The organism is Pseudoruegeria aquimaris (genome assembly GCF_900172235.1).
Lineage (GTDB): Bacteria > Pseudomonadota > Alphaproteobacteria > Rhodobacterales > Rhodobacteraceae > Pseudoruegeria > Pseudoruegeria aquimaris.
In genome coordinates this window covers 14093-40002 of record NZ_FWFQ01000001.1, presented here as the reverse complement: position 1 = coordinate 40002, position 25910 = coordinate 14093, and the positions used below count along the sequence as shown (strand labels likewise).

The following is a 25910-nucleotide window of genomic DNA, read 5'->3' as shown; positions in this document are numbered from 1 at the left end:
CTCAGCCCCCCGCCATGCGGGCGTGGAAGATGAACCCCAGCGTGTTCATCAGGATCTGCGCCGCGAGGATCGCGGTGACCCCGGCCGGATCATAGGCCGGCGCGACCTCGACGAGGTCCAGCCCCACGACCTCGTGGCGGCGGGAGAGATGCTGAAGCATTTCGAGCACCTCGTAGTAGAGGAAGCCGCCGTGGCTCGGCGTGCCGGTGCCCGGTGCGATGGAGGGGCAGAAGGCGTCGATGTCGAGCGTGACGTAGACCTGGGCGCCCTGCGGGATGCGCTCGATCACGCCGCGCGCGCCCAGCCTGCGCGCCTGCCGCACCGAAAGGATGTCGCTGCCGATGCCGCGGGCCGCGTCGTAGCCTTCCTTCGCGGTGGAGGAGACATTGCGGATGCCGACCTGCGTCATGCCGCTGACGTAGGGCTTCTCGGCCGCGCGCCGCATCGGGTTGCCGTGGCCGAAGCGCACGCCGTGGCGTTCGTCCACGAAATCGAGATGCGCGTCGATCTGCAGGATGTGGATGTCGCTGAAATCGTCGAAGGCGTTGATCGCGGGGATGTTCACCGAGTGATCGCCGCCGATCACCACGGGCAGGGCGCCGGCATCGAGGATCGCGCGCACCCCGGCTTCGATGTTGCGGTGGCTGGCGATCGTGTCGGTGTGGATGATGTCGGCATCGCCGATGTCCACGATCCGCACGTCCTTGCCGAGGTAGGTCACGTCGTCCTCGTGATCGTAGGCGCCGGCATGGCCGAAGGTGAAGAGCGTCGAGGCCTCGCGCACGGCGCGGGGGCCGAAACGGGCGCCGGGGCGATACTGGGTGCCGCCGTCGAAGGGCGCGCCGAGGATGGCGGCGTCGGCGTCGATCCCCGCCCAATCCTCGAGGTAGGGGGTTCTGGCGAAGGTGGTGATCCCGGTGAAGGGCAGGTTGAGCCGCCCGCCGTCGTATCCGTGCTGTGTCATGGGGCGGATGCTTGTGCCATTTGGCGGCTTTGGCAAGGGGCTAGCACGAATTGGGGTTTCGCTCCTGCGGGCTTCATGCAATAGGGACGCGTCAAACGAAGCATCCAAGGAGCCCCCTCATGGAGATTCGCGAGGCACTCACCTTCGATGATGTCCTGCTTGTCCCGGCCGCGTCCAACGTGCTGCCGAACACCGCCGACACATCGACCTACGTGACCAAGTCGATCCGCCTGAACATCCCGCTGCTGTCCTCCGCGATGGACACGGTGACGGAGGCCAAGATGGCCATCGCCATGGCGCAGGCCGGGGGCATGGGGGTGATCCACCGCAACCTGGACATCGAGGCGCAGGCCCGCGAGGTGCGCCGGGTGAAACGCTTCGAAAGCGGCATCGTCTACAACCCGATCACCCTGACCGCCGATCAGACCCTGGCCGACGCCAAGGCCCTGCAGGAGCGCTACCGCGTCACCGGCTTCCCGGTGGTGGACGGCTCCGGCCGTGTGGTGGGGATCGTGACCAACCGCGACATGCGCTTTGCCAGCGATGACGACACGCCGGTCTCGGTGATGATGACCTCCGACAACCTGGCGCTGCTGCAGGAGCCCGCGGATCTGGACGAAGCCAAGAGCTTGATGAAGGCCCGCCGGATCGAGAAGCTCCTGGTGACCGACAGCGAGGGCAAGCTCACCGGCCTGCTGACGCTGAAGGATACCGAGCAGGCGGTGCTCAACCCCAACGCCTGCAAGGACGATCTCGGCCGCCTGCGCGTCGCAGCCGCCTCCACCGTGGGCGATGCCGGCTTCGAGCGCACCCAGGCGCTGATCGACGCTGGCGTGGACATGGTGGTGATCGACACCGCCCACGGCCACTCCGAAGGCGTCGCCAAGGCCGTGGAACGCGCCAAGGCGCTCTCCAACGAGGTGCAGATCGTGGCCGGCAACGTGGCCACCGCCGAGGCCACCCGTGCGCTGATCGGCGCCGGCGCGGACGCGGTGAAGGTCGGCATCGGGCCGGGCTCCATCTGCACCACGCGCATGGTGGCCGGCGTGGGCGTCCCGCAGCTGACGGCGATCATGGATTCCGCCGAGGGCGCGCGCGAGAGCGGCACCCCGATCATCGCCGACGGCGGCATCAAGTTCTCCGGCGATTTCGCCAAGGCCATCGCCGCCGGCGCCTCCTGTGCCATGGTCGGCTCGATGATCGCGGGCACCGATGAAAGCCCGGGAGAAGTCATTCTGTATCAAGGCCGTAGCTTCAAGAGCTACCGCGGCATGGGCTCGCTCGGCGCCATGGCACGCGGCTCCGCGGACCGCTACTTCCAGAAGGATGCGGCCAGCGACAAGCTGGTGCCCGAAGGCATCGAAGGCCAGGTGCCCTACAAAGGGTCCGCCAACGCGGTGATCCACCAGCTGGTGGGCGGCCTGCGCGCGGCCATGGGCTATACCGGCTGCGCCACCGTCGAGGAGATGCGCCGTAACTGCCAGTTCGTTCGCATCACCGGTGCCGGCCTCAAGGAAAGCCACGTGCATGACGTGCAGATCACCCGCGAAAGCCCGAACTACCGCCTCGCCTGAGCCGGGAGCCGCCGCATGACGCCTGCTGCGCGCGTGGCCGCCGCCATCGGCATTCTTGACGAGATCTTCGCCGGCGCGCCGGCGGAGAGGGCGCTCACCCGCTGGGCGCGGGGGAGCCGCTTTGCCGGGTCCAAGGATCGCGCCGCCGTGCGCGATCACGTCTTCGATGCGCTGCGCTGCCGCAGCTCGTTTGGATGGCTCGGTGGCGGCGAAACCGGGCGTGCGGTGATGATCGGAGCACTGCGCAGCCAGGGGCTGGCGCCGGAGACGCTGTTCACCGGAGAAGGCCACGCACCGGCGCCGCTGTCTGCCGCCGAGCGGGCGGCCTTGCCCGATCCCTCCGAAATGCCCCGCGCCGTGGCCCGCGATCTTCCTGAATGGATCTGGCCGCTGGTGCAGCAGGCCCATGGCGCCGCCGCCGATGGGATCGCCGAGGCGCTCCGCCATCGCGCACCCGTATTCCTGCGCGTCAACACACGCAAGCAAGGCATTGAAGCGGCAAGGGAAAACCTGCTCGCGGACAACATTGAAACGCGCCCGCATCCCTTGGCGCAGGCCGCACTAGAAGTTACCGCCAATGCCCGTCGGGTGCAGGCCAGCGCCGCCTATCGCGATGGCCTCGTCGAATTGCAGGACGTGGGTTCGCAGGCCCTTGTGGAGGCATTGCCGCTGCCGGAAGGTGGGCGCATCCTCGACTATTGCGCCGGTGGCGGGGGCAAGAGCCTCGCCATGGCGGCGCGGGTCACGGCCGAGTTCGTCGCCCATGACGCAAGTGCGGCGCGGATGAAGGATCTGCCTGAACGCGCCGCGCGGGCGGGCGTGGAGATCCGGCGCGCCACCGGTGCGGAGTTGCGCGCGGGCCGCCCGTTCGATCTGGTTCTGGCGGACGTGCCCTGCAGTGGCACCGGCGCCTGGCGGCGTTCGCCGGATTCAAAATGGCGATTTGATGCCAATGCCTTGCAGGATCTTGTTGATGTTCAGGCCGGGATCCTGCGCAGCTGCCGTGATCTCGTTTCGCCCGGTGGGGGGCTCGCCTATGCGACCTGCTCTCTGCTGGATCAGGAAAACAGGCAGCAGATTGAGCGATTCCTGTCGGAAAATGCCGACTGGCACGAGGAAAAGCGCCTGTCATTGACGCCGCTGGATGGTGGCGACGGGTTCTTCCTCTCGGTGCTGAGGCGGAAAACCGAATAGGCCGCCGGTTTTCGCAGTTCTCTTAAAGGTCGTTTAACGAGTTTCGCCCGAAACTGATGCGCAGGAACCAAAGCGGAGCCAACGTGTCGGATACAGCCGTTTCCCCCCAGTCGATGGCCGCGCAGGCCGATCCCAAGCTGCCCGCCGGCTCCAAGTCAGCCGTTGGAAAGGGGGCCGCGAAACCGGCCACGTCGGTCCAGGCCGCCCGGCGCTCCGTTCTGATCGTGTTGTCGGTGCTGCTGCTGATCGCGGCCTGGCGCACCCAGTTGGATGCCCTGCGCGTGCCCCTCGTCGCGACGGGGCTTTCGGTGCTCGCCGCCATCGCGGTGTCCTGGTTGTCCGGGAAACGGGCCCAGGCGCAGCAGAAGGGGCAGCTTTCCGTCGTCGCCGCCTTCATCGAGCACGATTCCGCGCCCAGTTTCGTCACCGACGCCGACGGGATCGTGCGCCACGGCAATGCCGCGGCGCAGGCGATGTATCCGCTTGCCCTCGGCAAGCCGCTCTCCTCCATCTTCCGGGCCGTGTTCGCCCGGCCGGAAAAGGTGATGAATGCGCTGCATGGCAAGGCGCGCGAAAAGGGCGCCGCCCGGGAGGACGTGGTGACGCGGCGCGGCCACATGCGCCTCATGGTGCACAGGCTGGGGGAGGAAGGGTTCCTCTGGCGGTTCGAGGATGTCTACGCTGCCCACGCCCCCGGCAAGGGGACGGACGGGCTCTCCCTGCCGATGCTGATCGCCAGCGAGAAGGGGGCGGTTCTCTTCATGAACGATGCGATGAAGCGCCTGCTCGGGCGCAAGGTGCGCGGGCTCTCCGATATCTTCGGCCCCGGCATCCTGCGCCCGGAAGGCCCGTGCAGCGTGCAGACGGGGGACGGTGCCGTCCGGGTTGACGTGGCGCGCGTCGTCGGGGCGGGGGGGCGCCAGGAGCTCTATTTCCTGCCGCCGCGCGAAAGCGCCGCGGAGGGCACGCGCAACATCGACGTGGACAGCCTGCCGGTGGCCGCGCTGCTGCTTGCGGAGGATGGCCGGGTCAGCTTCATGAACCAGCGTGCCCGCGTGCTTCTGCCCGGCGGGCTGCGGGTGCGCCCGGCGATCGAGGATCTGCTGCTCGGCGTCTCGCGCCCGCTGGCCGACTGGCTCGGAGCGGCGCGCAAGGGCAACGGCCCGCACAAGGCGGAGCTTCTGCAGATCCGGAACGCAGGGGGGGAGCGGTTCGTCCATGCCACTCTTGCCGATGGCCCCGCCGATGCGGAAGGCCAGCGGCTGATCGTGCTGAGCGATGCCACCGAATTGAAGACGCTGGAGGCGCAATTCGTCCAGAGCCAGAAAATGCAGACCATCGGCCAGCTGGCCGGCGGCGTGGCCCATGATTTCAACAACCTGCTTACCGCGATCTCGGGCCATTGCGATCTGCTGCTGCTCAAGCACGGCAAGGACGATCCGGATTACGCCGATCTCGAACAGATCGCGCAGAACGCCAACCGCGCCGCCAGTCTCGTCGGCCAGCTTCTGGCCTTTTCCCGCAAGCAGACGATGCGGCTGGAACGGGTGGATCTGCGCGAATGCCTTTCGGATCTGACGCATCTGCTCAACCGCCTGGTCGGCGAGAAGGTGCGCCTGAGCTTCAATCACGATCCGGATGTCGGGCCGGTCAAGGCCGATCCGCGCCAGATCGAACAGGTGATGATGAACCTCGTCGTCAACGCGCGCGATGCCATGCCGGATGGGGGCACCGTATCGATCGAAACCACGAGCCGGACGATCCGCGCGCCGCTGCAGAAGGGCCGGGCCGAGATTCCGCCCGGCAACTACTCGATCATCCGCGTGATCGATTCCGGTGCCGGCATCCCGCAGGACAACCTGGACAAGGTGTTCGAGCCCTTCTTCACCAGCAAGGCGCCGGGCGAGGGCACCGGCCTGGGGCTGTCCACCGTCTACGGGATCATCAAGCAGAGCAACGGCTTCGTCTTTGCCGAAAGCGCGCCCGGGCAGGGGGCCTGTTTTTCGATCTACCTGCCGGCGATGGACGTCGAGGAAGAAATGGCCGCCGTGGAGGAGCCGTCGAAGGCGCAGGAGCCCGTCGCCTCCAGCCCCGTGGAGCAGGGGGTCGTGCTGCTCGTGGAGGACGAAGAGCCGGTGCGCGCCTTCGCTTCGCGCGCGTTGCGGCTGCGCGCCGATGTCGGCGAAAGGTGGCCGCGGATCAGACAGGTAGCCTTCGAGAAAGGCGCCGAAGGAAACACCCTCCGTGCTGTTGGGCGTGCCGCGCAGGAACGGGCGCCCGCGGTAGCGATACCAGCTGCCCGTCCAGTCCAGCGGCTCGCGGATCACCGCGACGGTTTCCATCGGGCCGCAGAATTTCTCCAGCATCGGCTTGAAGAACCGGTGATAGCGGTAGAGGGGCGCATGTTTGAGCAGCGGCGGATCGCGCACCACCATGTCGGCCTGCGCGCCGAGTGCGGCCTGCAGGGCGGTCGTGCCCGTCTTGGGCACGGAGAGGATCACGAGGCGTTCCTTGTGAAATACCAGCATGGGATGGCGCCTGCCTTTCGGTTTTGGCGGTGTTTTCAGTCTTTAAACCACTCTTTAACCGATCGTGCGGTTTGATGTGCATGAAATTTTTAGTTGAAATGTTCTCATTTTGTGCTCATAAGAATGAGAACAAGAGGCGAACATAACAGGAATTGCTGCCCGGGCTCGGGTGTGGAATAAGGGGTCAATCAATGGCGACGGCAGATCTTTTGAGCATGACAGACAAACGTAGCGCAGATAAGCAAAAGGCCCTCGATTCGGCCCTGGCCCAGATCGAGCGGCAGTTCGGCAAGGGCTCCATCATGAAGCTCGGCCAGGAAGGCGCGGTGCAGGAAATCGAGGCCACCTCGACGGGCTCGCTCGGGCTCGACATCGCCCTGGGGATCGGCGGGCTGCCCAAGGGCCGCATCATCGAAATCTACGGGCCCGAAAGCTCGGGCAAGACGACGCTCACGCTGCATTGCGTGGCGGAAGAACAGAAGAAGGGCGGCGTCTGCGCCTTCGTCGATGCCGAGCACGCGCTTGATCCGCAATACGCCAAGAAACTCGGCGTGGACCTGGACGAGCTGCTGATCTCGCAGCCCGACACCGGGGAACAGGCGCTCGAAATCACCGACACGCTGGTGCGCTCCGGCGCCGTGAGCATGGTTGTGGTGGATTCCGTGGCGGCCCTGACGCCGAAGTCCGAGCTTGAAGGCGACATGGGCGACAGCTCCGTCGGTGTGCAGGCCCGGCTGATGAGCCAGGCGATGCGCAAGCTCACCGGCTCCATCGCGCGCTCCAACTGCATGGTGATCTTCATCAACCAGATCCGGATGAAGATCGGGGTGATGTTCGGCAGCCCGGAGACGACCACCGGCGGCAACGCGCTGAAATTCTATTCCTCCGTGCGTCTCGACATCCGTCGCATCGGCTCGGTGAAGGACCGCGACGAGGTGGTGGGCAACCAGACCCGCGTGAAGGTGGTGAAGAACAAGGTCGCGCCGCCCTTCAAGCAGGTGGAATTCGACATCATGTACGGCGAGGGCATCTCCAAGATGGGCGAACTGCTCGATCTGGGCGTGAAGGCCGGCGTGGTGGACAAATCGGGCTCCTGGTTCTCCTACGGGGATCAGCGCATCGGGCAGGGCCGCGAGAACGCCAAGACCTTCCTGCGCGAAAACAGCGCCATCGCGCTCGAGATCGAAGACAAGATCCGCGCCGCCCATGGGTTGGACTTCGGGTTTTCCGGGGCCGACGGCGAGGATCTCGTCGAGGATTGAGGCGCCGCCGCCGCGCTGATGCATCGCTTGCGCCCGGCCTTGCCGGGCCGAAAGCCGCCCTTGAACGGGCGGCTTTTTCCGTTGGCGGTGGACAGCACCCGCACACGGGGCTAAACGGGGCTGACCCTTTGAAATAACAGCTCCGGAACATCGCCCCACATGCCGAGCCTGAACGATATCCGCTCCACCTTCCTGGACTATTTTGGCCGCAACGATCACGCCGTGATCGACTCCTCGCCGCTTGTCCCGCGCAACGACCCGACGCTGATGTTCACCAACGCGGGCATGGTGCAGTTCAAGAACGTCTTCACCGGCGTCGAGCAACGCGACTACACCCGCGCCGCCACCTCGCAGAAATGCGTACGCGCCGGCGGCAAGCACAACGATCTGGACAACGTCGGCTACACCGCGCGCCACCACACCTTCTTCGAGATGCTGGGGAACTTCTCCTTCGGCGACTACTTCAAGGAAGAGGCGATCCCCTACGCCTGGGATCTGATCACCAAGGAATTCGGCATCTCCAAGGATCGCCTGCTCGTCACCGTCTACCATACCGACGACGAGGCCGCGAACATCTGGAAGAAATACGCCGGCCTGCCGGATGAGCGCATCATCCGCATCCCGACGAACGACAACTTCTGGTCCATGGGTCCGACGGGCCCCTGCGGCCCCTGCACCGAGATCTTCTACGATCACGGCGAGCACATCTGGGGCGGCCCTCCGGGCAGCCCGGAGGAAGATGGTGACCGCTTCATCGAGATCTGGAACCTCGTGTTCATGCAGTTCGAGCAGTTCGAGGACGGCCGCCGCGAGAACCTGCCCAAGCCGTCGATCGACACCGGCATGGGGCTGGAACGCATCGGCGCCCTGCTGCAGGGCAAGCACGACAACTACGACACCGATCTGATGCGCGCGCTGATCGAGGCCTCCGCCCATGCCACCAGCCAGGATCCGGACGGCCCCGGAAACGTGCATCACCGCGTGATCGCCGACCACCTGCGCTCGGTCTCCTTCCTGATCGCCGACGGCGTGATGCCCTCCAACGAGGGCCGCGGCTACGTGCTGCGCCGCATCATGCGCCGCGCCATGCGCCACGCCCATCTTCTGGGCGCGAAGGATCCGGTGATGCACCGGCTTGTCCCGGCGCTGGTGCAGCAGATGGGCGGCCATTTCACCGAGTTGCGCCAGGCGCAGGCGCTGATCGAGGAAACGCTGAAGCTGGAGGAAACCCGCTTCCGCACCACGCTCGATCGCGGCCTGCGCCTGCTGGACGACGAGCTTGCCGCTCTGCCCGAGGGCGCGGCCCTGCCGGGCGCGGCGGCCTTCAAGCTCTACGATACCTACGGCTTCCCGCTGGACCTGACGCAGGATGCCTTGCGCGAGAAGGGCCGCACCGTGGACACCGAGGGCTTCGATGCCGCCATGGCCGAGCAGAAGGCCAAGGCCCGCGCGGCCTGGTCCGGCTCGGGCGAAACCGCCGATGCCGCGATCTGGTTCGATCTGGCCGAGCAGCACGGCGCGACCGAATTCCTCGGCTACGATACCGAGGTGGCCGAGGGGCAGGTTCTTGCGATCGTGCAGGAGGGCGCCGCCAAGGAGGCGCTCGCCGAGGGCGAAGAGGGATGGATCGTGCTGAACCAGACGCCGTTCTACGCGGAGTCCGGCGGGCAGGTCGGCGACACGGGCACCTATCTCAAGCCCGATGGGGCCGGCGTGATCGGCGACACCCAGAAGATGGCCGGAGGCGTCTTCGCCCACAAGGTGACGGCCGGCAAATCCGGGCTCGCCGTGGGGGATGCGCTGGAGCTGCGCGTGGATCACGCACGGCGCAGCATGATCCGGGCCAACCACTCCGCCACGCACCTGCTGCATGAAGCGCTGCGCGAAACGCTCGGCGATCACGTCGCCCAGCGGGGCTCGCTCAATGCGCCCGATCGCCTGCGGTTCGATTTCAGCCACGCAAAGGCGCTGACCGACGAAGAGATCGCCAAGGTCGAGGCCGACGTGAACGCCTACATCCGCCAGAACAGCCCGGTGGAAACCCGCATCATGACGCCGGACGAGGCGCGTGCGCTTGGGGCCCAGGCGCTGTTCGGCGAGAAATACGGCGACGAGGTGCGCGTTGTCTCCATGGGCGTCGCCACCGGCTCGGGCAAGGGCGTGGACGGCAACACCTACTCGCTGGAGCTCTGCGGCGGCACCCACGTGCGGCGCACCGGTGACATCGGCGCCTTCGTGCTGACGAGCGACAGCGCCTCCTCCGCCGGGGTGCGCCGGATCGAGGCGCTCACGGGGGCCGCGGCGCTGGAGTATCTGAACGCGCAGGACGCCCGAGTGGCGCGTGTCGCCGGGCTGCTGAAGAGCCAGGCCAGCGAGATCGAGGACCGCGTGAAGGCGCTGCTCGAGGAGCGCAAGGCGCTGCAGAACGAGGTGGCGCAGCTGCGCCGCGAGCTGGCCATGGGCGGCGGTTCCGGCGGCGCGGGCGGCCCGGAAGCCCGCGACGTGAACGGTGTGAAATTCCTCGCGCAGACGCTTTCGGGCGTGTCGGGCAAGGATCTTCCGGCGCTGATCGACGAGCACAAGGCGCGGCTCGGCTCCGGCGCCGTCCTGCTGATCGCCGACACCGGCGGCAAGGCGGCCGTGGCGGCGGGCGTGACCGAGGATCTAACGGAACGGGTTTCCGCCGTGGATCTCGTGCGGGCGGCCGTGGTGGAGCTTGGCGGCAAGGGCGGCGGTGGCCGCCCCGACATGGCCCAGGGTGGCGGCAAGGATGCCGGCAACGCCGAGGCCGCGATCAAGGCCGCCGAAGCCGTGATCGGAGGATAAGGCGATGGGAGCGCTCTGGATTGCCCATGTGACGGTGACCGATGAAGAGGCCTACGGCAAATACGCCAAGCTGGCCACGGCCGCCATCGCCGAGCACGGCGGCACCTTCATCGCCCGCGGCGGGCGCTACGTGCAGCTCGAAGGCAAGGAACGGCCCCGCAACGTGGTGGCCCGGTTTCCTTCCGTCGAGGCGGCGGAGGCCTGCTACCGATCCGAGACCTACCAGGAAGCGCTGAGCCATGCGCGCGGGGCCTCCGAGCGGGAACTGGTGATCGTAGAAACCAACGAATGAAGAAGGAAAGGGGGCCGCGGCCCCCTTTTTCGTCTGCCCCTGTTCGTCTGCTCCTGCGGCGGGCGGCGTCAGCCGGCCGGCTGCGTGGCCTCGGCTTCGGCGTCCATCGGTGAGATCAGAAGCGCCAGGTAATTCCGGCTCTGATCGAGGAAGGGCAGCGGATTTTCCGTGATGTCGTTGCCGTGCAGGTGCAGGGCGCGGCACATCAGGAGCGGCTCGCTTTCGCGGCGCGCGCCGTTCAGGAAGAACGGCAGGCTCAGCCCCGGCTCGCAATGGCGCAGCTCGAAGAGCGCGCGCGCCAGCGCGGCGTTGGCCTCGGGCGCGGTGAACCGGAGCCGGTTCAGGATGTCGAGCCCGAAATGCAGCCCCTCGCAGACGAGCCTCTGCCCGGCGGCATTGGCGTGCACAAGCCGACCGTCGTCGCGCACGACGAGCAGGGCGGTGTTCTCCCCGTCCAGGGAGAGGCGGGCCATGCAGGCCAGAGAGGCCAATTCGCCAAGCATCCGGTTGGCCAGAAGCGACGCCCGGATGTGGGGCACGAGCGCTTCGAGATCCCGCGTGAATTTCGCTTCGATCCGATCCCTGTCCTTGTGGCGGATGCTGCCCGCGACAGCCACCACGCGCCCGTTGCCGAGCGAAATCACCGTCCCGGCGCCGCCGCGCATGTCTTCCTGCGGGCGCAGCCAGTCATTGTAGAACTCGGTCTGCACGAGATCCTCGTCCGGCACCAGAGAGGCGCAGGTGCGCACCTCGCCCGGCGCGATCGTGGGGAATTTCTCCGCCCAGACGTTGATGCCGCCGAAGTAGGAAAGGTAGCTGTCGATCATCGCCGGATCGTAGCCGGAATGGATCAGGTCCAGCGACGTGTCGCTGCGCAGATCGTGGCTGAACATCACCACGTTGACGCCGTCGCTGACGCGCTGCAGTTCCGCCAGGGCCCATTGCCACTGGCGCGGATCGAGGGCCGCCGCGGCAACCCTCTGGGCGACGGGCGCAAGCCGCGCGTCGACCGGATACTTGGTACTCAACTTCACCGTTTCCTCACCGTTCGCCTGCCCTGGCCACGGATACACTTAACGTCACGGTAACTAGCACAAACGGCAGCACAAAAAAAACCGGCGAGGAACGCCGGGTTCAAATTTCATGAAGTTTCGATCACGCGTTGGCCGCTTTTGCCTGCCTTTTGCGCTCGTGCGGGTCGAGGAAGCGCTTGCGCAGGCGGATCGCGTTCGGGGTGACCTCCACCAGCTCGTCATCGTCGATGTAGGCGATGGCCTCTTCCAGCGAGAAGCGCACCGGGGTCGTGAGCCGCACCGCGTCATCGGAGCCCGAGGCGCGCACGTTGGTCAGCTTCTTGCCCTTGAGCGGGTTCACTTCCAGATCGTTGTCGCGGCTGTGCTCGCCGATGATCATGCCCTCGTACACGGCTTCCTGCGCGCCGATGAACATGCGGCCGCGCTCTTCGAGGTTCCAGAGCGCATAGGCTACCGAGGTGCCGTTCTCCATCGAGATCAGCACGCCGGCGCGGCGGCCCGGGATCGGGCCCTTGTGGGGCGCCCAGTCATGGAACACGCGGTTGAGCACGCCGGTGCCGCGGGTGTCGGTCAGGAATTCGCCGTGGTAGCCGATCAGCCCGCGAGAAGGCACGTGGGCGATGATGCGGGTCTTGCCGCCGTTCTGGCGCATCTCGACGAGATCGCCCTTGCGCGGGCCGGTGATCTTCTCGATCACGGCGCCGGCGTATTCGTCGTCCACGTCGATCGTCACTTCCTCGATCGGCTCCAGGCGCTGGCCGTTCTCTTCGCGCAGCAGAACCTGCGGGCGGGAGATCGACAGCTCGAAGCCCTCGCGGCGCATGTTCTCGATCAGCACGCCCATCTGAAGCTCGCCGCGGCCGGCCACCTCGAAGGCTTCGCCGCCGGGGGTGTCGGTGACGCGGATGGCCACGTTCTGCTCGGCTTCCTTCATCAGGCGCTCGCGGATCACGCGCGATTGCACCTTCTTGCCGTCGCGGCCCGCGAGCGGGCTGTCGTTGATGCCGAAGGTCACGGTGATGGTGGGCGGATCGATCGGCTGCGCCGGCAGCGGAATGTCGATCTCGGGGGCGCAGAGCGTGTCGGCCACGGTGGCCGTCGTCATGCCGGCCACGGTCACGATGTCACCGGCCTCCGCCACGTCGATCGGCTGCTGGGAAAGGCCCCGGAAGGCGAGGATCTTGGTGGCGCGGAACTGCTCGATCTTCTCGCCTTCGCGCGACAGCGCCTTGATCGTGTCGCCGGTCTTGAGGGTGCCGCTTTCCACGCGGCCCGTCAGGATACGGCCGATGAAGGGATCGCTGCCCAGCGTGGTGGCCAGCATGCGGAAGGGCTTGTCCTTGTTCTCCACCTGGCGCGGGGCGGGGACATGCTCCACGATCAGGTCGAACAGGGCGGAGAGATCCTTGCGCGGGCCGTCCAGTTCCATGTCGGCCCAGCCGGCGCGGCCGGAGGCATACATGGAGGGGAAATCGAGCTGCTCGTCGCTGGCGTCGAGGCTGGCAAAGAGATCGAAGCACTCGTCGAGCGCGCGGTCGGGCTCGGCGTCGGGCTTGTCTACCTTGTTCACCACCACGATCGGGCGCAGGCCGAGGGCGAGCGCCTTGGAGGTAACGAATTTCGTCTGCGGCATCGGGCCTTCGGCGGCGTCCACCAGCAGGACAACACCGTCCACCATGCTCAGGATGCGCTCCACCTCGCCGCCGAAATCGGCGTGGCCGGGGGTGTCCACGATGTTGATGCGCGTGCCTTTCCACTCCACCGAGGTGGCCTTGGCGAGGATGGTGATGCCGCGCTCACGCTCCAGATCGTTGGAATCCATGGCCCTTTCGGCCACGGACTGGTTTTCACGGAATGCGCCGGACTGTTTCAGCAGCTCGTCCACGAGGGTGGTCTTGCCGTGGTCGACGTGCGCGATGATTGCAATATTGCGAAGGTCCATTGGGCCTGCCTCATAACTGTTCCCGCGCGCCCTAACCTGCCTTGGGGGAAAAGGCCAGTGAAAATGCGGCAACGCAGCGTTGCATCCGGCGCGCCTCGGCGCGGGTCAGTGGCCGGCGGTCTGCGAGAAGAGGTGGATCACCAGGATGCCGGCCAGCACGAGGCCGATGCCGATCACCGCCGGAAGATCCAGTTTCTGGCCGAAGGCGAGGAACCCGATCAGCGCGATGAAGACGATGCCCAGCCCCGACCAGATCGCGTAGACGATGCCCACGGGCATCACCTTCAGCGTGAGCGAGAGCAGGTAGAAGGCCAGCCCGTAGGCCACGACCACGATCACGGATGGCACCGCGCGGGTGAACTGCTGGCTGGCCTGAAGCGCGGTGGTGCCCACGGTCTCCATCAGGATGGCGGCGATCAGGAACAGGTAGTGCTTGGGCATGGCTCAGCTCGCGATGTAACGGTCGCGGCGGTGGTTCATGGCGATCACCACGTTCACCACCGCCGCGCCGGCCAGAGAATAGAGCACCGTGACCGCCGGAAACAGCCAGAAGGCCAGCAGGAACACGCCGGTGTCAAATCCGAGCTGCACCCAGCCCGCCTTGATCCCGAAGCGATCCTGAAGGTAGAGCGCGGCGATTCCGACGCCGCCCAGCGAGGCGCCGTGGCGAAACAGCACCAGCAGCCCCGCGCCGGAGACGACCCCGGCCAGCAGCGCGCCTGCGAGCGGGCTGAGCATCTCCAGCCGCATCTGTCCAGGCAGGATCTCGGTGAATAAGGTCAGCAGTGCGACGGCGCAGAAGGTCTTCACCGTGAAGCGCAGCCCCATCCGCAGGAAGGCCAGCAGGTAGAAGGGAAGGTTCAGCAGGAAGAACACCAGCCCGAAGCTCTGCCCCGTGGCGTAGGAGGTGAGCAGCGAAAGCCCTGCGATCTGCCCGGTGATGAGCCCGCTGGCCTGCAGCAGCATCACCGCGAGCGCCATGAGCGCGGTGCCCACGAAGAGTGCGAAGGCATCCTCGAAGAGGGAGTGGCGTTCGGGAGTGGAGGAATCGAGCAGGAAGGTCATGGCGATGTCTGATGGTCTCTGCGGGGCCCGGTGGGCCCCCTGACGGCAAAAGGGCCGCCCCGGATCGGAAGCGGCCCCTGATCGGCTCGGTGCCGGTTCAGCCGACGAGGGCCTTGTTCAGGTTCTCATCGATCTTTTCGAGGAAGCCCATGGTGGTGAGCCAGCCCTGGTCCGGGCCCACGAGCAGGGCGAGGTCCTTCGTCATGTGGCCGCTCTCCACGGTGTCCACGATCACCTTCTCCAGCGTTTCGGCGAACCGCGTGAGCTGGGCGTTGCCGTCGAGCTTGGCGCGGTGCTTCAGCCCGCCCGTCCAGGCGAAGATCGAGGCGATGGAGTTCGTCGAGGTCTGCTGGCCGGCCTGGTGCTGGCGGTAGTGGCGGGTGACGGTGCCGTGGGCGGCCTCGGCTTCCACGATCTTGCCGTCCGGCGTCATCAGCTGGCTCGTCATCAGGCCGAGCGAGCCGAAGCCCTGGGCCACGGTATCGGATTGTACGTCGCCGTCGTAGTTCTTGCAGGCCCAGACGTAGCCACCGGACCACTTCAGGCTGGAAGCCACCATGTCGTCGATCAGGCGGTGTTCGTACCAGATGCCCTTGGCCTTGAACTTCTCTTCGAACTCGTTGGCGTAGACCTCGGCGAAGATGTCCTTGAAGCGGCCGTCATATACCTTGAGGATGGTATTCTTGGTGGAAAGATACACCGGCCAGCCCAGGTTGAGCCCGTAGTTGAAGGAGGCGCGGGCGAAATCGTAGATCGACTTGTCGAGGTTGTACATCGCCATGGTGACGCCCGCGTCAGGCGCCTGGAACACCTCTTTCTCGATCACGGTGCCGTCTTCGCCCTCGAACTTCAGCGTCAGCTTGCCGGCGCCGGGGAAGTGGAAATCGGTGGCGCGATACTGATCGCCGTAGGCGTGGCGGCCGACGACGACGGGCTGCGTCCAGCCCGGCACGAGGCGGGGCACGTTCCGGCAGATGATCGGCTGGCGGAAGATCACGCCGCCAAGGATGTTGCGGATGGTGCCGTTGGGGGAGCGATACATCCGCTTGAGGCCGAATTCCTCCATGCGGGCTTCATCCGGCGTGATCGTCGCGCATTTCACCGCGACGCCCACTTCCTTCGTCTTCTCGGCGGCGTCGATGGTGACCTGGTCGTCGGTGCGGTCGCGCTCCTCGATGCCGAGATCGTAGTAGAGCAGATCGATGTCGAGATAGGGCAGGATCAGCTTGTCCTTGATGAACTGCCACATGATGCGGGTCATCTCGTCACCGTCCATCTCGACGATGGGGTTTTCAACCTTGATCTTCGTCATGGGTGGGCCTCTCAGGCATGATTGGATGTGAGTCGGGATTTGAGCCGCCTTCTATCCGATGGCCGCTTGGGATGGAAGGCTGTATGCGACGGTATACCGAAGCGGGGCGTCGCCCCTACGCCGCGAACCAGGGGGCCACGCGGGCGCGCACGAAGGCCCAGAGCGCGGGCGAGCCGCGCGCGATCTTGCTGCCGACGCGGTGTTCGAGCTGGGCGAGCGTCACCTCGTAGTCCCGCCAGCTGCCGCCGCCCGAGGCGAGGTTGAGAAACAGCGGCTGCACGCGGTCGATGGATTTCGCGAAGACGGCATCGGCGGTTTCGGCGGCCTCGAACTCCTGCCAGAGGGCGTGCAGCGCCGCGCCCTGCTTTGCTGGCAGCAGCCCGAACAGGCGCTCCGCCGCCGCCGCTTCCCTGGCCGCCTGCGCAGCGGCATCCACGCCGGCATGGATCGGGGTGTCACCGGCGTCGATCTCCACCAGGTCGTGCAGCAGCAGCATGGCGATGATGCGGTCCCGGTCCACGCCGGGGGCGGCCAGATCGTGCAGGACGAGCGCGTGCAGCGCGATGTGCCAGCTGTGTTCGGCGGAGTTCTCCCGCCGCGCGCCCTTGAGAACGGGCGTTGCCCGCAGGACGGATTTCAGCCGGTCGGCCTCGGCGAGGAAGGCGAGGCGGGCCGCGACGGGCGTTGCGGGCAGGGGGCGGCCCTCCAAGAGCGCAAGGGCTGCGGCATGGGCCTCGGGCCAGTGCGCCACCAGCGGCGCCGCGCGCCCCGAAAGCAGGTTGTCCTGCGCGATGCGGCGGTGTTCGGGAAGGGGCGCGGGCGCCATCAGGACCTGGAACACCGGCTGGATGACGTCGATCATGCGCGCGTAGCGGGCATCGGTGGTTTCGCCGGCCTCGAACTCGGCGCGCAGGGCGTGCAGTTCGGCGGCCTGGTCCGCGGGCAGCAGCCCGAAGAGCCGTTGCGCCGCCGCCGCCTCCGCCGCTTCCACCGCGGCGGCGTCCACCGGCAGGTGGATCGGGTGATCTCCGGCGTCGATCTCCACGAGGTCGTGCAGCAGCAGCATGGCGATGGCGCGCGCGGCCTCCACGGGTTGCGGGGCGCAGTCGGCCAGCACCAGCGCGAAGAGGGCGGCGTGCCAGCTGTGTTCGGCGGAGTTCTCGGGGCGGGAAAGATCCTGCAGCACGTTGGCGCGCAGCACCCCTTTCAGGGCGTCGGCCTCCTGCAGGAAGCGGAACTGCGCGGCAAGCCGGGCATCGCGTGGCCCGGCCGGCGCCGCGTCCTTCATGACGAGGGGCTCTGGGCGGCGCCGTCGGATTCGGCGACGCGCGCCTTGGCCGCTTCGATGAGCGCGCGCGCGCGGGCTTCGGCCCGCCGCACCCGCACCGCCGTCAGGAAGCTCTCCTCCAGCGTCGTGGAGGAGGCGCCGATCGTCTTGGCGATGTCGTTGACGATATCGTCGTTGCCCGTGGCTTCGATGAGCTTCAGGGCCTCGAGGGCCAGCTCGTCTGCGATCTGCTCGTTGACGTGCATCGGCGGGCCCTTCAGCGGGTGTTTTCGGTCAGGCGGCGGCGGACGTATTCATCGACGTTGCCGATGAGCGTGTCCATGTGGGGATCCTCGAAGAAATGCCCGGCGCCCTCGATCTCCTGGTGGGTGATCGTGATGCCCTTCTGCTCGTGCAGCTTCTCTACCAGCGCCGCGGTGTCCTTCGGCGGGGCGACGCGGTCTGCGCTGCCGTTGATGATGAGGCCGGAGGCCGGGCAGGGGGCGAGGAAGCTGAAGTCATACATGTTCGCCGGCGGCGAGACCGAGACGAAGCCGGTGATCTCGGGGCGGCGCATCAGCAGCTGCATCCCGATCCAGGCCCCGAAGGAGAAGCCCGCGACCCAGCAGTGCTTGGCGTTGGAGTTCATCGATTGCAGGTAGTCGAGCGCGCTGGCGGCATCCGAGAGCTCGCCCACGCCCTGATCGTATTCGCCCTGGCTCCGGCCCACGCCGCGGAAATTGAAGCGCAGCACGGTGAAGCCCATGTTGTAGAAGGCGTAATGCAGATTGTAGACCACCCGGTTGTTCATCGTGCCGCCGAACTGCGGGTGCGGATGCAGCACGATGGCGATGGGCGCGTCTTTCGCTTTCTGCGGGTGGTAGCGACCTTCGAGCCGGCCTTCCGGCCCCGGGAAGATAACCTCGGGCATTCTTGTCCCTGCTTTTGTTTTGGCCGAACTCATTCTTGACGAAATGAGTCAGCGTCCTTAGAACGGTTCTAATCTCTGCCGCGTCGGCAGATCAGGCCTGATGGAAGTAAGGGCTGGCGTGGCTGTCGTCAATGTATTTGCGGGAATGAAGCAATGAAACTCAGCACCAAGGGGCGATACGCGATGGTGGCGCTGGCGGACCTTGCGCTGCAGCAGGGCGACGGGCTGGTTTCGCTGGCCGAGATCTCCAGGCGGCAGGACATTTCGCTGCCCTATCTCGAACAGCTCTTCGTGAAGCTGCGCCGGGCCGGGCTGGTGGAGTCCGTGCGCGGCCCCGGTGGCGGCTACCGGCTCGCCCGGCCGGCGAGCGACATCCGCGTGGCCGAGATCCTGGGCGCGGTGGATGAGACGGTTTCGGCCATGCACAAGGGGGCGGGGGCCTCGGGCGCGCTTTCGGGCAGCCGGGCGCAATCGCTGACCAACCGGCTCTGGGAAGGGCTTTCGGCCCATGTCTACGTCTTTTTGCACCAGACGCGGCTGTCGGACGTGGTGAAGAACGAATTGACGCCTTGCCCGGCGATTCCGCAGCTTTTCGAAGTGGTGGACGACGCATGAGATCGCGCAACCCGGCGCCCGTGGCGGGGGGTGGATGCCTCCGGCGGGGATATTTGAGGAACAAAGTGGAGGCCGCTTCGTGATGCCGGCGCGCGTCTACCTGGACTACAACGCCACGGCGCCCCTGCGCGCCGAAGCGCGCGCGGCGATGATCGCGGCGATGGACGTGGTGGGAAACCCGTCTTCCGTCCATGCCGAGGGGCGGGCGGCGAAATCGCTGATCGAGAAGGCGCGTGCGCAGGTTGCGGCGGCGCTTGGGGCCGACGGCGCGGACGTGGTGTTCACCTCCGGGGCGACGGAAGCGGCGGCGCTGGCCCTGGCCGGGCGCGGGTTGGCCTGCGCGGGAGTGGAGCATGACGCGGTGGCAAGCTGGTGCGACGTTTCCCTTCCCTGCGATCGGGACGGGCGCGTCGAGGTACGCGATGCGGCGGCGAGCGCGCTTCAGCTGGCCAACAGTGAAACCGGCGTGTTGCAAGAACTTCCCGAGGGGCTCGCGGTGACCGATGCCACCCAGGCTTTCGGCAAGATTCCCTTCGCCTTCAACTGGTGCGGTGCGGAGATGGCGCTGGTCTCGGCCCACAAGCTGGGCGGCCCCAAGGGCATCGGCGCGCTGGTGCTGAAGCAGGGGCTGGACGTGGCGGCGCAGATCCGGGGCGGCGGGCAGGAGATGGGCCGGCGTTCGGGCACCGAGAACGTGATCGGCATCGCCGGTTTCGGCGCCGCGGCGCAGGCCGCGCAGGCCGATCTCGAAAGCGGGCGCTGGGGCGAGGTGGAAAAACTTAGAAACATTCTAGAAAACGCGCTGGCAGAATCCGCAAGCGAGATTATTTTTGTCGGGAAAGGCGCGCGGCGCCTGCCCAACACCTGCTGTTTCATCGTTCCCGGCTGGAAGGGGGAAACCCAGGTGATGCAGATGGAGCTGGCCGGCTACGCGATTTCGGCCGGCTCGGCCTGCTCGTCGGGCAAGGTGAAAGCGAGCCGCGCCTTGCGCGCCATGGGCTTCGACGAACGCGAGGCGGCCTCGGCCGTGCGCGTGTCGCTGGGGCCGCAGACAACGGAGGCCGAGGTGCTCGGCTTCGCAGAGGCCTGGAGCAAGGCCCATGCCCGCCACAAGGCGCGGGCCGCATGAAACGGGCGCCCTTCGGGGGGCTGAAAAAAGGAAAGACGTGATGTCAGCCATGGATCAGGTCACTGTCAAGGACGGGGTCGAGGAAGAGACGGTTGAAGCGGTGAAATCCCTTGCCGGGAAATACAAATACGGCTGGGAAACCGAGATCGAGATGGAATATGCGCCCAAGGGCGTGAACGCCGATATCGTGCGCCTCATCTCAGAGAAGAACGAAGAGCCCGAGTGGATGACGGAGTGGCGCCTCTCCGCTCTGCAGCGCTGGGAGCAGATGGAGGAGCCGAAGTGGGCCATGGTCCACTACCCGGAGATCGACTTCCAGGATCAATATTACTACGCCCGGCCCAAGAGCATGGAAACCAAGCCGAAATCGCTCGACGAGGTGGACCCGAAGCTGCTGGAGACCTACCAGAAGCTTGGCATTCCGCTGAAGGAGCAGATGATCCTGGCCGGCGTCGAAGGCGCGGAAGACATGCCTGCCGAGGGCCGCAAGGTGGCGGTGGACGCGGTGTTTGATTCCGTTTCCGTGGGCACGACCTTCCAGGAGGAATTGAAGAAGGCGGGCGTGATCTTCTGCTCGATTTCCGAAGCCATCCGCGAGCATCCCGAGCTGGTGAAGAAATACCTCGGCTCCGTCGTTCCGGTGTCGGACAACTTCTACGCCACGCTGAACTCCGCCGTCTTCTCCGACGGCTCCTTCGTCTACGTGCCGCCGGGCGTGCGCTGCCCGATGGAGCTTTCGACCTATTTCCGCATCAACGCCGAGAATACCGGCCAGTTCGAGCGCACGCTGATCATCGCCGACAAGGGCAGCTACGTGAGCTACCTCGAAGGCTGCACCGCGCCCCAGCGCGACACCGCGCAGCTGCACGCCGCCGTGGTGGAGATCATCGTCGAGGAAGATGCCGAGGTGAAATACTCCACGGTACAGAACTGGTTCCCGGGCGATGAGAACGGCAAGGGCGGGATCTACAACTTCGTGACCAAGCGCGCCGATTGCCGGGGCGACCGGGCCAAGGTGATGTGGACGCAGGTGGAAACCGGTTCAGCCGTGACGTGGAAATACCCCTCCTGCATCCTGCGCGGCAACGAAAGCCAGGGCGAATTCTATTCCATCGCCATCGCCAACAACTACCAGCAGGCCGACACCGGCACAAAGATGGTGCACCTCGGCCGCGATACGAAATCGCGCATCGTCTCCAAGGGGATCAGCGCCGGCCGCGCGCAGAACACCTATCGCGGGCTCGTGTCAATGCATCCGAAGGCCAAGAACGGGCGCAACTACACGCAGTGCGACTCCCTGCTGATCGGCGACAAATGCGGCGCGCACACGGTGCCCTACATCGAGGTGAAGAACAATTCTTCCCGCGTCGAGCACGAGGCCACCACCTCCAAGGTGGATGACGACCAGCTCTTCTACTGCCGCCAGCGCGGCATGGACGAAGAAGAGGCCGTGGCGCTGGTGGTGAACGGATTCTGCAAGGAGGTGCTCCAGGCGCTGCCGATGGAATTCGCCATGGAAGCCCAGCAGCTGGTGGCGATCTCTCTGGAAGGGTCCGTCGGCTGATGAAACCTGGCGATCACGCACCAAAGGTCCAACTGGGGCACCCCAGCCGCCTGCGCGACGAACACGGCCTGCGCGTGACGGTCTTCGTGCTGGGGTTCTTCATCCTGTTCGTGCTCATGCTCACCCATGACGAGATCGCGCAGGACATGGTGGCCCGCGGCATGATCGATGCCTCGCAGACGGAAGCCGCCGAACTGGCGATCGGGGCGGTGCTCTTCCTGTTCTGGGGCGCGCTCACCGTGGGGGTGCTGCGCTTCATGCGGCGCCTGCATCGCGGGCCGGGCAAGGGAGCGCGCGGCTAGATCATGCAGGGCAGGGCCGGCATATCGCTTCTCTCGGCACTTCTGACAGGTGCGTTCTGCGCGGTGTTCGCCATCGTTCTGAACGTGCTGCTGCCGACGATGAGCGTGGCCTTCCTGCTCGCCAGTGCGGGCACCTCGGGCTTCCTGGGAAGCCTCTTCGCCCAGACCGTGATGCGCAACCGGAAATGACCGAAGGACCCTGGAGAAAGACCCGCCCCATGATCGTGACGACAACCCCGACCGTCGAAGGCCGCCGCATCACCGCCTACCATGGCGTGGTGGTCGGAGAGGCGATCATCGGCGCCAATGTGTTCCGCGATATCTTCGCGGGCATCACCGACATCATCGGCGGCCGTTCCGGGGCCTATGAGGTGAGCCTCGGCGAGGCCCGCATCGCGGCGCTTGCCGAACTGGAGCAGCGGGCCGCCGAAGCGGGCGGCAATGCCGTCGTGGGCGTCGATCTGGACTACGAAGTGATCAACAACATGCTCATGGTCTCTGCCTCCGGCACGGCCGTGACGCTGGACTGAACCTTTGGTAACGCAAGATGACCATACCCGCGCAGGCCCTCTGGCCGATCGTTCTGCTCTCCGCCTCGAACCTCTTCATGACGTTCGCCTGGTACGGGCATTTGAAGTTCAAGACCGCCCCGCTGGCCACCGTGGTGCTGGTCAGCTGGGGCATCGCCTTCTTCGAGTACTGGCTGGCCGTTCCGGCCAACCGGATCGGGCACGGCTACTACTCGGCCGCCCAGCTCAAGACGATCCAGGAAGTGATCACCCTGACCATCTTCGCCGGGTTCTCGGCGTTCTACCTCAAGGAAAGCCTGAGCCTGAACACGCTTCTGGGCTTCTGTCTCATCGCCGCCGGTGCGGCGCTCGTATTCCGGGGCTGACGCCCCGAGCCAACCCCATTCCGTAGGGCGGGGCCGCCCTGCCGCTGCCTTAGAAAAGGACGAAAAACATGCTGGAAATCAAGAACCTGCACGTGAAACTTGAAGAAGAGGACAAGCAGATCCTCAAGGGTGTGGACCTGACCGTCGAAGCCGGCAAGGTGCATGCGATCATGGGGCCGAACGGCTCCGGCAAATCCACGCTCTCCTACGTGCTGTCGGGCCGCGACGGCTACGAGGTGACGGAAGGCTCCGCCACGCTGGAAGGCGAGGAGATCCTTGAGATGGAGCCGGAAGAGCGCGCTGCTGCGGGGCTGTTCCTGGCGTTCCAATACCCAGTCGAGATCCCGGGCGTGGGCAACATGACCTTCCTGCGCACCGCGGTGAACGCGCAGCGCAAGGCGCGCGGCGAAGAAGAGCTGTCGGCCGGCGATTTCCTCAAGGTCGTGCGCGAGAAGGCCAAGAGCCTGAAGATCAGCCCCGAGATGCTGAAGCGCCCGGTGAACGTGGGCTTCTCCGGCGGCGAGAAGAAGCGCAACGAAATCCTGCAGATGGCGATGCTGGAGCCGAAGATGTGCATCCTCGACGAAACCGACTCCGGCCTCGACGTGGACGCCATGAAACTGGTGGCCGAGGGCGTGAACGCCCTGCGCGACGAAGGCCGCGCCTTCCTCGTGATCACCCACTACCAGCGCCTGCTGGACCACATCAAACCCGATGTCGTCCACATCATGGCCGACGGCCGCATTGTGAAGACCGGCGGCCCCGAGCTGGCGCTGGAAGTCGAGCAGAACGGCTACGCCGACATCCTGTCGGAGGTGGCGTGATGGCCGTGGCGCAAGCGAAACTGGACGCCACCGAGGCGCGGCTGGCCGGGCTGACGATGCCCGAGGCGGCGGGCTGGACGAAGCCGGCCCGCGAAGAGGCGCTCGCGCGCCTGCTGGCCGTGGGCTTGCCTGGGCGGCGCGATGAATACTGGAAATACACCCGCCCCGATCTGCTGACGGCCCCGGAGCCGAAGCCGGCGGCGCTCTTCGATCACGGCGAGCCGCCGGTGTTCGACGAGATCGAGCGGTTGAAGATCGTCTTCGTGGACGGCGTTTTCGACGCGGCGGCCTCCGATCCGCTGGAAGGCGAGGGGCTCGAGATCGCCCGCCTCGCCGAGGCGCAAGGCGCCGACATCCACTGGGCCAAGGATCTCTACGGCCAGCTTGAGAAGGATGGCCAGGATCCGGTGGAACGCCCGCTGGCCACGCTCAACACCGCCTTCGCCACCGACGGCGTGCTGATCCGCGCCACCGGCAAGGTGAAGAAGCCCGTCTCGCTGATGTATCTGCACCGCTCCGAAACCTCGGACGCCGTGCTGCACCACGTGATCCGCGTGGAAGAGGACGCCGAGCTGACGGTGCTGGAGAACGGCCCCGCGGCGGCGCGATTCAACAAGGTGATGGAAGTGGACGTGGCCGAGAACGGCAGCTTCCACCACATCCGTGCGCAGGGGCGCGATCACGAGCGCCAGGCCGCCACGCATCTCTTTGGCCGTGTGGCGAAGGAAGCCACCTTCAAGAGCTTCACCCTCACCGTGAACGGCGTGCTGACCCGCAACGAGATCGTGCTCGACATCCGCGGCGACGACGCCGTGGCCCATGTGGCCGGGGCCTGCGTGGGCGATGGCGATTTCCACTGCGACACCACGGTGTTCATCACCCATGACGCGGTGAACTGCGAAAGCCGGCAGGTGTTCAAGAAGGTGCTGCGCAACGGCGCCACCGGCGTGTTCCAGGGCAAGATCCTCGTGAAGGAAGGCGCCCAGAAGACCGACGGTTACCAGATCAGCCAATCGCTGCTGCTGGATGACGACGCGCAGTTCTACGCCAAGCCCGAGCTTGAGATCTACGCCGACGACGTGGCCTGTTCGCATGGTTCCACCTCCGGCGCGATCGACGAGGAGGCGCTCTTCTACCTGCGCTCGCGCGGCGTGCCGCAGGCCGATGCGCAGGATCTGCTGGTTCTGGCCTTCCTCGCCGAAGCCATCGAGGAGATCGAGAGCGAAGAGATCGCCGATTGCATCCTCGCCCGCCTCGAAGGCTGGCTGAGCCGTCACCGGGGGTAGGATGCCCGTCACCACGGATATCGTGCAAAGCTACCGGGCGCCGCGGAAGGTCCTGCGGCGCCAGCTCGACCAGGGCGCCGGCGAAGAGCGGGCGCTGGCCTTCGTGATGATCGCCTGCTTCATCTCCTTCGTGGCCCGCTGGCCGGAACTGGCCCGCGCCGTGCACATGGACCCGGCCGGCCCCGATCTGGCCGAGCGCATGAGCGAAGCCTTCGTGGGCGGCGTGTTCTTCGCACCCCTGTTCTTCTACGGCCTCGCGGCGCTGAGCCACCTCGTGGCCCGGCTCTTCGGCGGGCGGGCGCGCTGGGTCGAGGCGCGACTGGCGCTGTTCTGGGCGCTGCTCGCGGTCAGCCCGCTGGTGCTGCTGCGCGGCCTTGTCGCGGGGTTCATCGGCGACAGTCCGGCGCATGTGCTCGTCTCCACCATTGCCGGCGTCGCTTTTCTTATCATATGGATAGCAGGGCTGCTTGAAGCAGAGTCCGCGCCAGCCCAACCCGCCTGAAACAGCAAGAAGCGCCCATGCAATCCACCTTGAAACCTCTCCTCGATCTGGCCGTCCTGTCGCTGCGGGATCCTCGCAAGGGGCTGCGCGACGTGCTGAATCTCGGCATTCCGCAGGGCTTCCTGTGGCAGCTGCTGGTGCTGGTGATCGCGGTGAGCGTGGTGCTGGCCTACGGCAACCTGATGCTGTCGCCGGTCGATCTCGAGGCCGCGCAGGGGGCGGTTCCATCGCCCTTCCTGCTGGCGATCATCCTGGGCTCGTCCATGGTGGGCACCGTCTTCGCGGCCTATTTCGTGGGCCGGGCCTGCGGCGGCACCGGGCGCTTCGACGAGGTGCTGCTCGCCATTACGTGGCTTCAGGCGGTGATGCTGCTGATCCAGGTGGCGCAGACGCTGGCCGGGCTGATCCTGCCGCCGCTGGGCGACATGATCGCGCTCTTCGCCATCGCGGCCATGTTCTGGCTGCTCACCAATTTCGTGGCCGAGGTGCATGGGTTCGCCTCCCTCGGGCTCGTCTTTGTCATGATCCTCGCAACGATGATCGGCGTGGCCGTGGGGCTGGCCGTCATCCTCATCCTCATCGGCGCGACCGGAGGCCAGTAA

The 25910-nt window shown here is 66.3% G+C and carries 26 protein-coding genes; 17 read left to right on the top strand and 9 right to left on the bottom strand.

Annotation, left to right across the window (positions count from 1 at the left end; all coding sequences use genetic code 11):
* Nucleotide 1: 1 nt before the first annotated feature.
* Nucleotides 2–964: an agmatinase gene (speB, locus tag PSA7680_RS00200; RefSeq protein ID WP_085866651.1), complete on the bottom strand. Its 963-nt coding sequence runs from the start codon at nt 962–964 to the stop codon at nt 2–4.
* 119 nt (nt 965–1083) lie between these two features.
* Between speB and guaB the strand changes: the two genes are divergently transcribed.
* From guaB to PSA7680_RS00170, 6 genes are all read left to right on the top strand, one after another.
* A complete protein-coding gene (gene guaB / locus PSA7680_RS00195; protein ID WP_085866650.1) occupies nt 1084–2538 on the top strand; it encodes an IMP dehydrogenase in 1455 nt (484 codons plus the stop codon).
* Nucleotides 2539–2553: 15 nt separating this feature from the next.
* Nucleotides 2554–3732: an RsmB/NOP family class I SAM-dependent RNA methyltransferase gene (locus PSA7680_RS00190; RefSeq protein ID WP_085866649.1), complete on the top strand. Its 1179-nt coding sequence runs from the start codon at nt 2554–2556 to the stop codon at nt 3730–3732.
* A gap of 83 nt (nt 3733–3815) precedes the next feature.
* The gene (locus PSA7680_RS19120) at nt 3816–6335 is read left to right on the top strand and encodes a two-component system sensor histidine kinase NtrB (protein ID WP_176244050.1); all 2520 of its coding nucleotides are present in this window, start codon (nt 3816–3818) and stop codon (nt 6333–6335) included.
* Between the two features lie 116 nt (nt 6336–6451).
* Entirely contained in the window at nt 6452–7522 is a 1071-nt protein-coding gene (recA, locus tag PSA7680_RS00180) for a recombinase RecA (RefSeq protein ID WP_085866647.1), read from the top strand.
* A gap of 159 nt (nt 7523–7681) precedes the next feature.
* Complete coding sequence (alaS, locus tag PSA7680_RS00175) at nt 7682–10348, top strand: alanine--tRNA ligase (protein WP_085866646.1); 2667 nt, start codon at nt 7682–7684, stop codon at nt 10346–10348.
* Nucleotides 10349–10352: 4 nt separating this feature from the next.
* Nucleotides 10353–10640 (top strand): DUF1330 domain-containing protein, encoded by a 288-nt coding sequence (locus PSA7680_RS00170; protein ID WP_085866645.1) that lies wholly within the window; start codon nt 10353–10355, stop codon nt 10638–10640.
* Between the two features lie 68 nt (nt 10641–10708).
* Here PSA7680_RS00170 and PSA7680_RS00165 read toward each other — a convergent pair whose 3' ends face one another.
* The 8 genes from PSA7680_RS00165 to PSA7680_RS00130 form a co-directional block, all read right to left on the bottom strand.
* Entirely contained in the window at nt 10709–11668 is a 960-nt protein-coding gene (locus PSA7680_RS00165; protein ID WP_085866644.1) for a hypothetical protein, read from the bottom strand.
* Nucleotides 11669–11795: 127 nt separating this feature from the next.
* Entirely contained in the window at nt 11796–13616 is a 1821-nt protein-coding gene (typA, locus tag PSA7680_RS00160; RefSeq protein WP_085866643.1) for a translational GTPase TypA, read from the bottom strand.
* A gap of 105 nt (nt 13617–13721) precedes the next feature.
* Entirely contained in the window at nt 13722–14057 is a 336-nt protein-coding gene (locus PSA7680_RS00155; protein ID WP_085866642.1) for a DMT family transporter, read from the bottom strand.
* A 3-nt stretch (nt 14058–14060) separates the two neighbouring features.
* Nucleotides 14061–14681 (bottom strand): YitT family protein, encoded by a 621-nt coding sequence (locus PSA7680_RS00150; protein ID WP_085866641.1) that lies wholly within the window; start codon nt 14679–14681, stop codon nt 14061–14063.
* 97 nt (nt 14682–14778) lie between these two features.
* The gene (locus PSA7680_RS00145; RefSeq protein WP_085866640.1) at nt 14779–15993 is read right to left on the bottom strand and encodes an NADP-dependent isocitrate dehydrogenase; all 1215 of its coding nucleotides are present in this window, start codon (nt 15991–15993) and stop codon (nt 14779–14781) included.
* A 115-nt stretch (nt 15994–16108) separates the two neighbouring features.
* Nucleotides 16109–17281, bottom strand: coding sequence for an HD domain-containing protein (locus PSA7680_RS00140; protein ID WP_085866639.1), 1173 nt, complete (start codon nt 17279–17281; stop codon nt 16109–16111).
* Nucleotides 17278–17526: a hypothetical protein gene (locus PSA7680_RS00135; protein WP_085866638.1), complete on the bottom strand. Its 249-nt coding sequence runs from the start codon at nt 17524–17526 to the stop codon at nt 17278–17280. Before PSA7680_RS00135 ends, PSA7680_RS00140 begins: the two co-directional genes overlap by 4 nt.
* Before the next feature lie 11 nt (nt 17527–17537).
* The gene (locus tag PSA7680_RS00130) at nt 17538–18191 is read right to left on the bottom strand and encodes an alpha/beta hydrolase (RefSeq protein ID WP_085866637.1); all 654 of its coding nucleotides are present in this window, start codon (nt 18189–18191) and stop codon (nt 17538–17540) included.
* A 153-nt stretch (nt 18192–18344) separates the two neighbouring features.
* Here PSA7680_RS00130 and iscR point away from each other — a divergent pair, with 153 nt between their 5' ends.
* From iscR to PSA7680_RS00075, 11 genes are all read left to right on the top strand, one after another.
* Nucleotides 18345–18806, top strand: coding sequence for a Fe-S cluster assembly transcriptional regulator IscR (gene iscR / locus PSA7680_RS00125; protein WP_085866636.1), 462 nt, complete (start codon nt 18345–18347; stop codon nt 18804–18806).
* An 82-nt stretch (nt 18807–18888) separates the two neighbouring features.
* Nucleotides 18889–19935, top strand: a complete 1047-nt coding sequence (locus PSA7680_RS00120) for a cysteine desulfurase family protein (protein WP_085866635.1) — start codon at nt 18889–18891, stop codon at nt 19933–19935.
* A gap of 40 nt (nt 19936–19975) precedes the next feature.
* Nucleotides 19976–21499, top strand: a complete 1524-nt coding sequence (sufB, locus tag PSA7680_RS00115) for a Fe-S cluster assembly protein SufB (protein ID WP_085866634.1) — start codon at nt 19976–19978, stop codon at nt 21497–21499.
* On the top strand, nt 21499–21801 hold the full coding sequence (locus PSA7680_RS00110) for a hypothetical protein (protein ID WP_085866633.1): 303 nt from the start codon (nt 21499–21501) through the stop codon (nt 21799–21801). The genes sufB and PSA7680_RS00110 overlap by 1 nt, the downstream gene beginning before the upstream one ends.
* Nucleotides 21802–21804: 3 nt before the next feature.
* Nucleotides 21805–21990 (top strand): hypothetical protein, encoded by a 186-nt coding sequence (locus PSA7680_RS00105; RefSeq protein ID WP_085866632.1) that lies wholly within the window; start codon nt 21805–21807, stop codon nt 21988–21990.
* Between the two features lie 29 nt (nt 21991–22019).
* The gene (locus PSA7680_RS00100) at nt 22020–22331 is read left to right on the top strand and encodes a heavy metal-binding domain-containing protein (protein WP_085866631.1); all 312 of its coding nucleotides are present in this window, start codon (nt 22020–22022) and stop codon (nt 22329–22331) included.
* Between the two features lie 17 nt (nt 22332–22348).
* A complete protein-coding gene (locus tag PSA7680_RS00095) occupies nt 22349–22696 on the top strand; it encodes a DMT family protein (protein ID WP_085866630.1) in 348 nt (115 codons plus the stop codon).
* 68 nt (nt 22697–22764) lie between these two features.
* Nucleotides 22765–23520, top strand: a complete 756-nt coding sequence (gene sufC / locus PSA7680_RS00090) for a Fe-S cluster assembly ATPase SufC (RefSeq protein ID WP_085866629.1) — start codon at nt 22765–22767, stop codon at nt 23518–23520.
* Nucleotides 23520–24806 (top strand): Fe-S cluster assembly protein SufD, encoded by a 1287-nt coding sequence (sufD, locus tag PSA7680_RS00085; protein WP_085866628.1) that lies wholly within the window; start codon nt 23520–23522, stop codon nt 24804–24806. Before sufC ends, sufD begins: the two co-directional genes overlap by 1 nt.
* Nucleotide 24807: 1 nt before the next feature.
* A complete protein-coding gene (locus PSA7680_RS00080; RefSeq protein WP_085866627.1) occupies nt 24808–25308 on the top strand; it encodes a YIP1 family protein in 501 nt (166 codons plus the stop codon).
* Nucleotides 25309–25325: 17 nt separating this feature from the next.
* Nucleotides 25326–25910 (top strand): YIP1 family protein, encoded by a 585-nt coding sequence (locus tag PSA7680_RS00075; protein WP_085866626.1) that lies wholly within the window; start codon nt 25326–25328, stop codon nt 25908–25910.

Bases quoted from the DNA above. Each gene is read 5' to 3' on its own strand.
- recA (WP_085866647.1), top strand. From the start codon at position 6,452: ATGGCGACGGCAGATCTTTTGAGCATGACAGACAAACGTAGCGCAGAT.
- PSA7680_RS00100 (WP_085866631.1), top strand. From the start codon at position 22,020: ATGATCGTGACGACAACCCCGACCGTCGAAGGCCGCCGCATCACCGCC.
- sufB (WP_085866634.1), top strand. From the start codon at position 19,976: ATGTCAGCCATGGATCAGGTCACTGTCAAGGACGGGGTCGAGGAAGAG.
- typA (WP_085866643.1), bottom strand. From the start codon at position 13,616: ATGGACCTTCGCAATATTGCAATCATCGCGCACGTCGACCACGGCAAG.
- sufD (WP_085866628.1), top strand. From the start codon at position 23,520: ATGGCCGTGGCGCAAGCGAAACTGGACGCCACCGAGGCGCGGCTGGCC.
- speB (WP_085866651.1), bottom strand. From the start codon at position 964: ATGACACAGCACGGATACGACGGCGGGCGGCTCAACCTGCCCTTCACC.
- PSA7680_RS00135 (WP_085866638.1), bottom strand. From the start codon at position 17,526: ATGCACGTCAACGAGCAGATCGCAGACGAGCTGGCCCTCGAGGCCCTG.
- PSA7680_RS00080 (WP_085866627.1), top strand. From the start codon at position 24,808: ATGCCCGTCACCACGGATATCGTGCAAAGCTACCGGGCGCCGCGGAAG.
- PSA7680_RS00075 (WP_085866626.1), top strand. From the start codon at position 25,326: ATGCAATCCACCTTGAAACCTCTCCTCGATCTGGCCGTCCTGTCGCTG.
- PSA7680_RS00170 (WP_085866645.1), top strand. From the start codon at position 10,353: ATGGGAGCGCTCTGGATTGCCCATGTGACGGTGACCGATGAAGAGGCC.
- sufC (WP_085866629.1), top strand. From the start codon at position 22,765: ATGCTGGAAATCAAGAACCTGCACGTGAAACTTGAAGAAGAGGACAAG.
- alaS (WP_085866646.1), top strand. From the start codon at position 7,682: ATGCCGAGCCTGAACGATATCCGCTCCACCTTCCTGGACTATTTTGGC.
- PSA7680_RS00190 (WP_085866649.1), top strand. From the start codon at position 2,554: ATGACGCCTGCTGCGCGCGTGGCCGCCGCCATCGGCATTCTTGACGAG.
- PSA7680_RS00095 (WP_085866630.1), top strand. From the start codon at position 22,349: ATGACCATACCCGCGCAGGCCCTCTGGCCGATCGTTCTGCTCTCCGCC.
- PSA7680_RS00140 (WP_085866639.1), bottom strand. From the start codon at position 17,281: ATGAAGGACGCGGCGCCGGCCGGGCCACGCGATGCCCGGCTTGCCGCG.
- PSA7680_RS00110 (WP_085866633.1), top strand. From the start codon at position 21,499: ATGAAACCTGGCGATCACGCACCAAAGGTCCAACTGGGGCACCCCAGC.
- PSA7680_RS00130 (WP_085866637.1), bottom strand. From the start codon at position 18,191: ATGCCCGAGGTTATCTTCCCGGGGCCGGAAGGCCGGCTCGAAGGTCGC.
- PSA7680_RS00150 (WP_085866641.1), bottom strand. From the start codon at position 14,681: ATGACCTTCCTGCTCGATTCCTCCACTCCCGAACGCCACTCCCTCTTC.
- PSA7680_RS00105 (WP_085866632.1), top strand. From the start codon at position 21,805: ATGCAGGGCAGGGCCGGCATATCGCTTCTCTCGGCACTTCTGACAGGT.
- PSA7680_RS00155 (WP_085866642.1), bottom strand. From the start codon at position 14,057: ATGCCCAAGCACTACCTGTTCCTGATCGCCGCCATCCTGATGGAGACC.
- PSA7680_RS00120 (WP_085866635.1), top strand. From the start codon at position 18,889: ATGCCGGCGCGCGTCTACCTGGACTACAACGCCACGGCGCCCCTGCGC.
- PSA7680_RS00145 (WP_085866640.1), bottom strand. From the start codon at position 15,993: ATGACGAAGATCAAGGTTGAAAACCCCATCGTCGAGATGGACGGTGAC.
- iscR (WP_085866636.1), top strand. From the start codon at position 18,345: ATGAAACTCAGCACCAAGGGGCGATACGCGATGGTGGCGCTGGCGGAC.
- guaB (WP_085866650.1), top strand. From the start codon at position 1,084: ATGGAGATTCGCGAGGCACTCACCTTCGATGATGTCCTGCTTGTCCCG.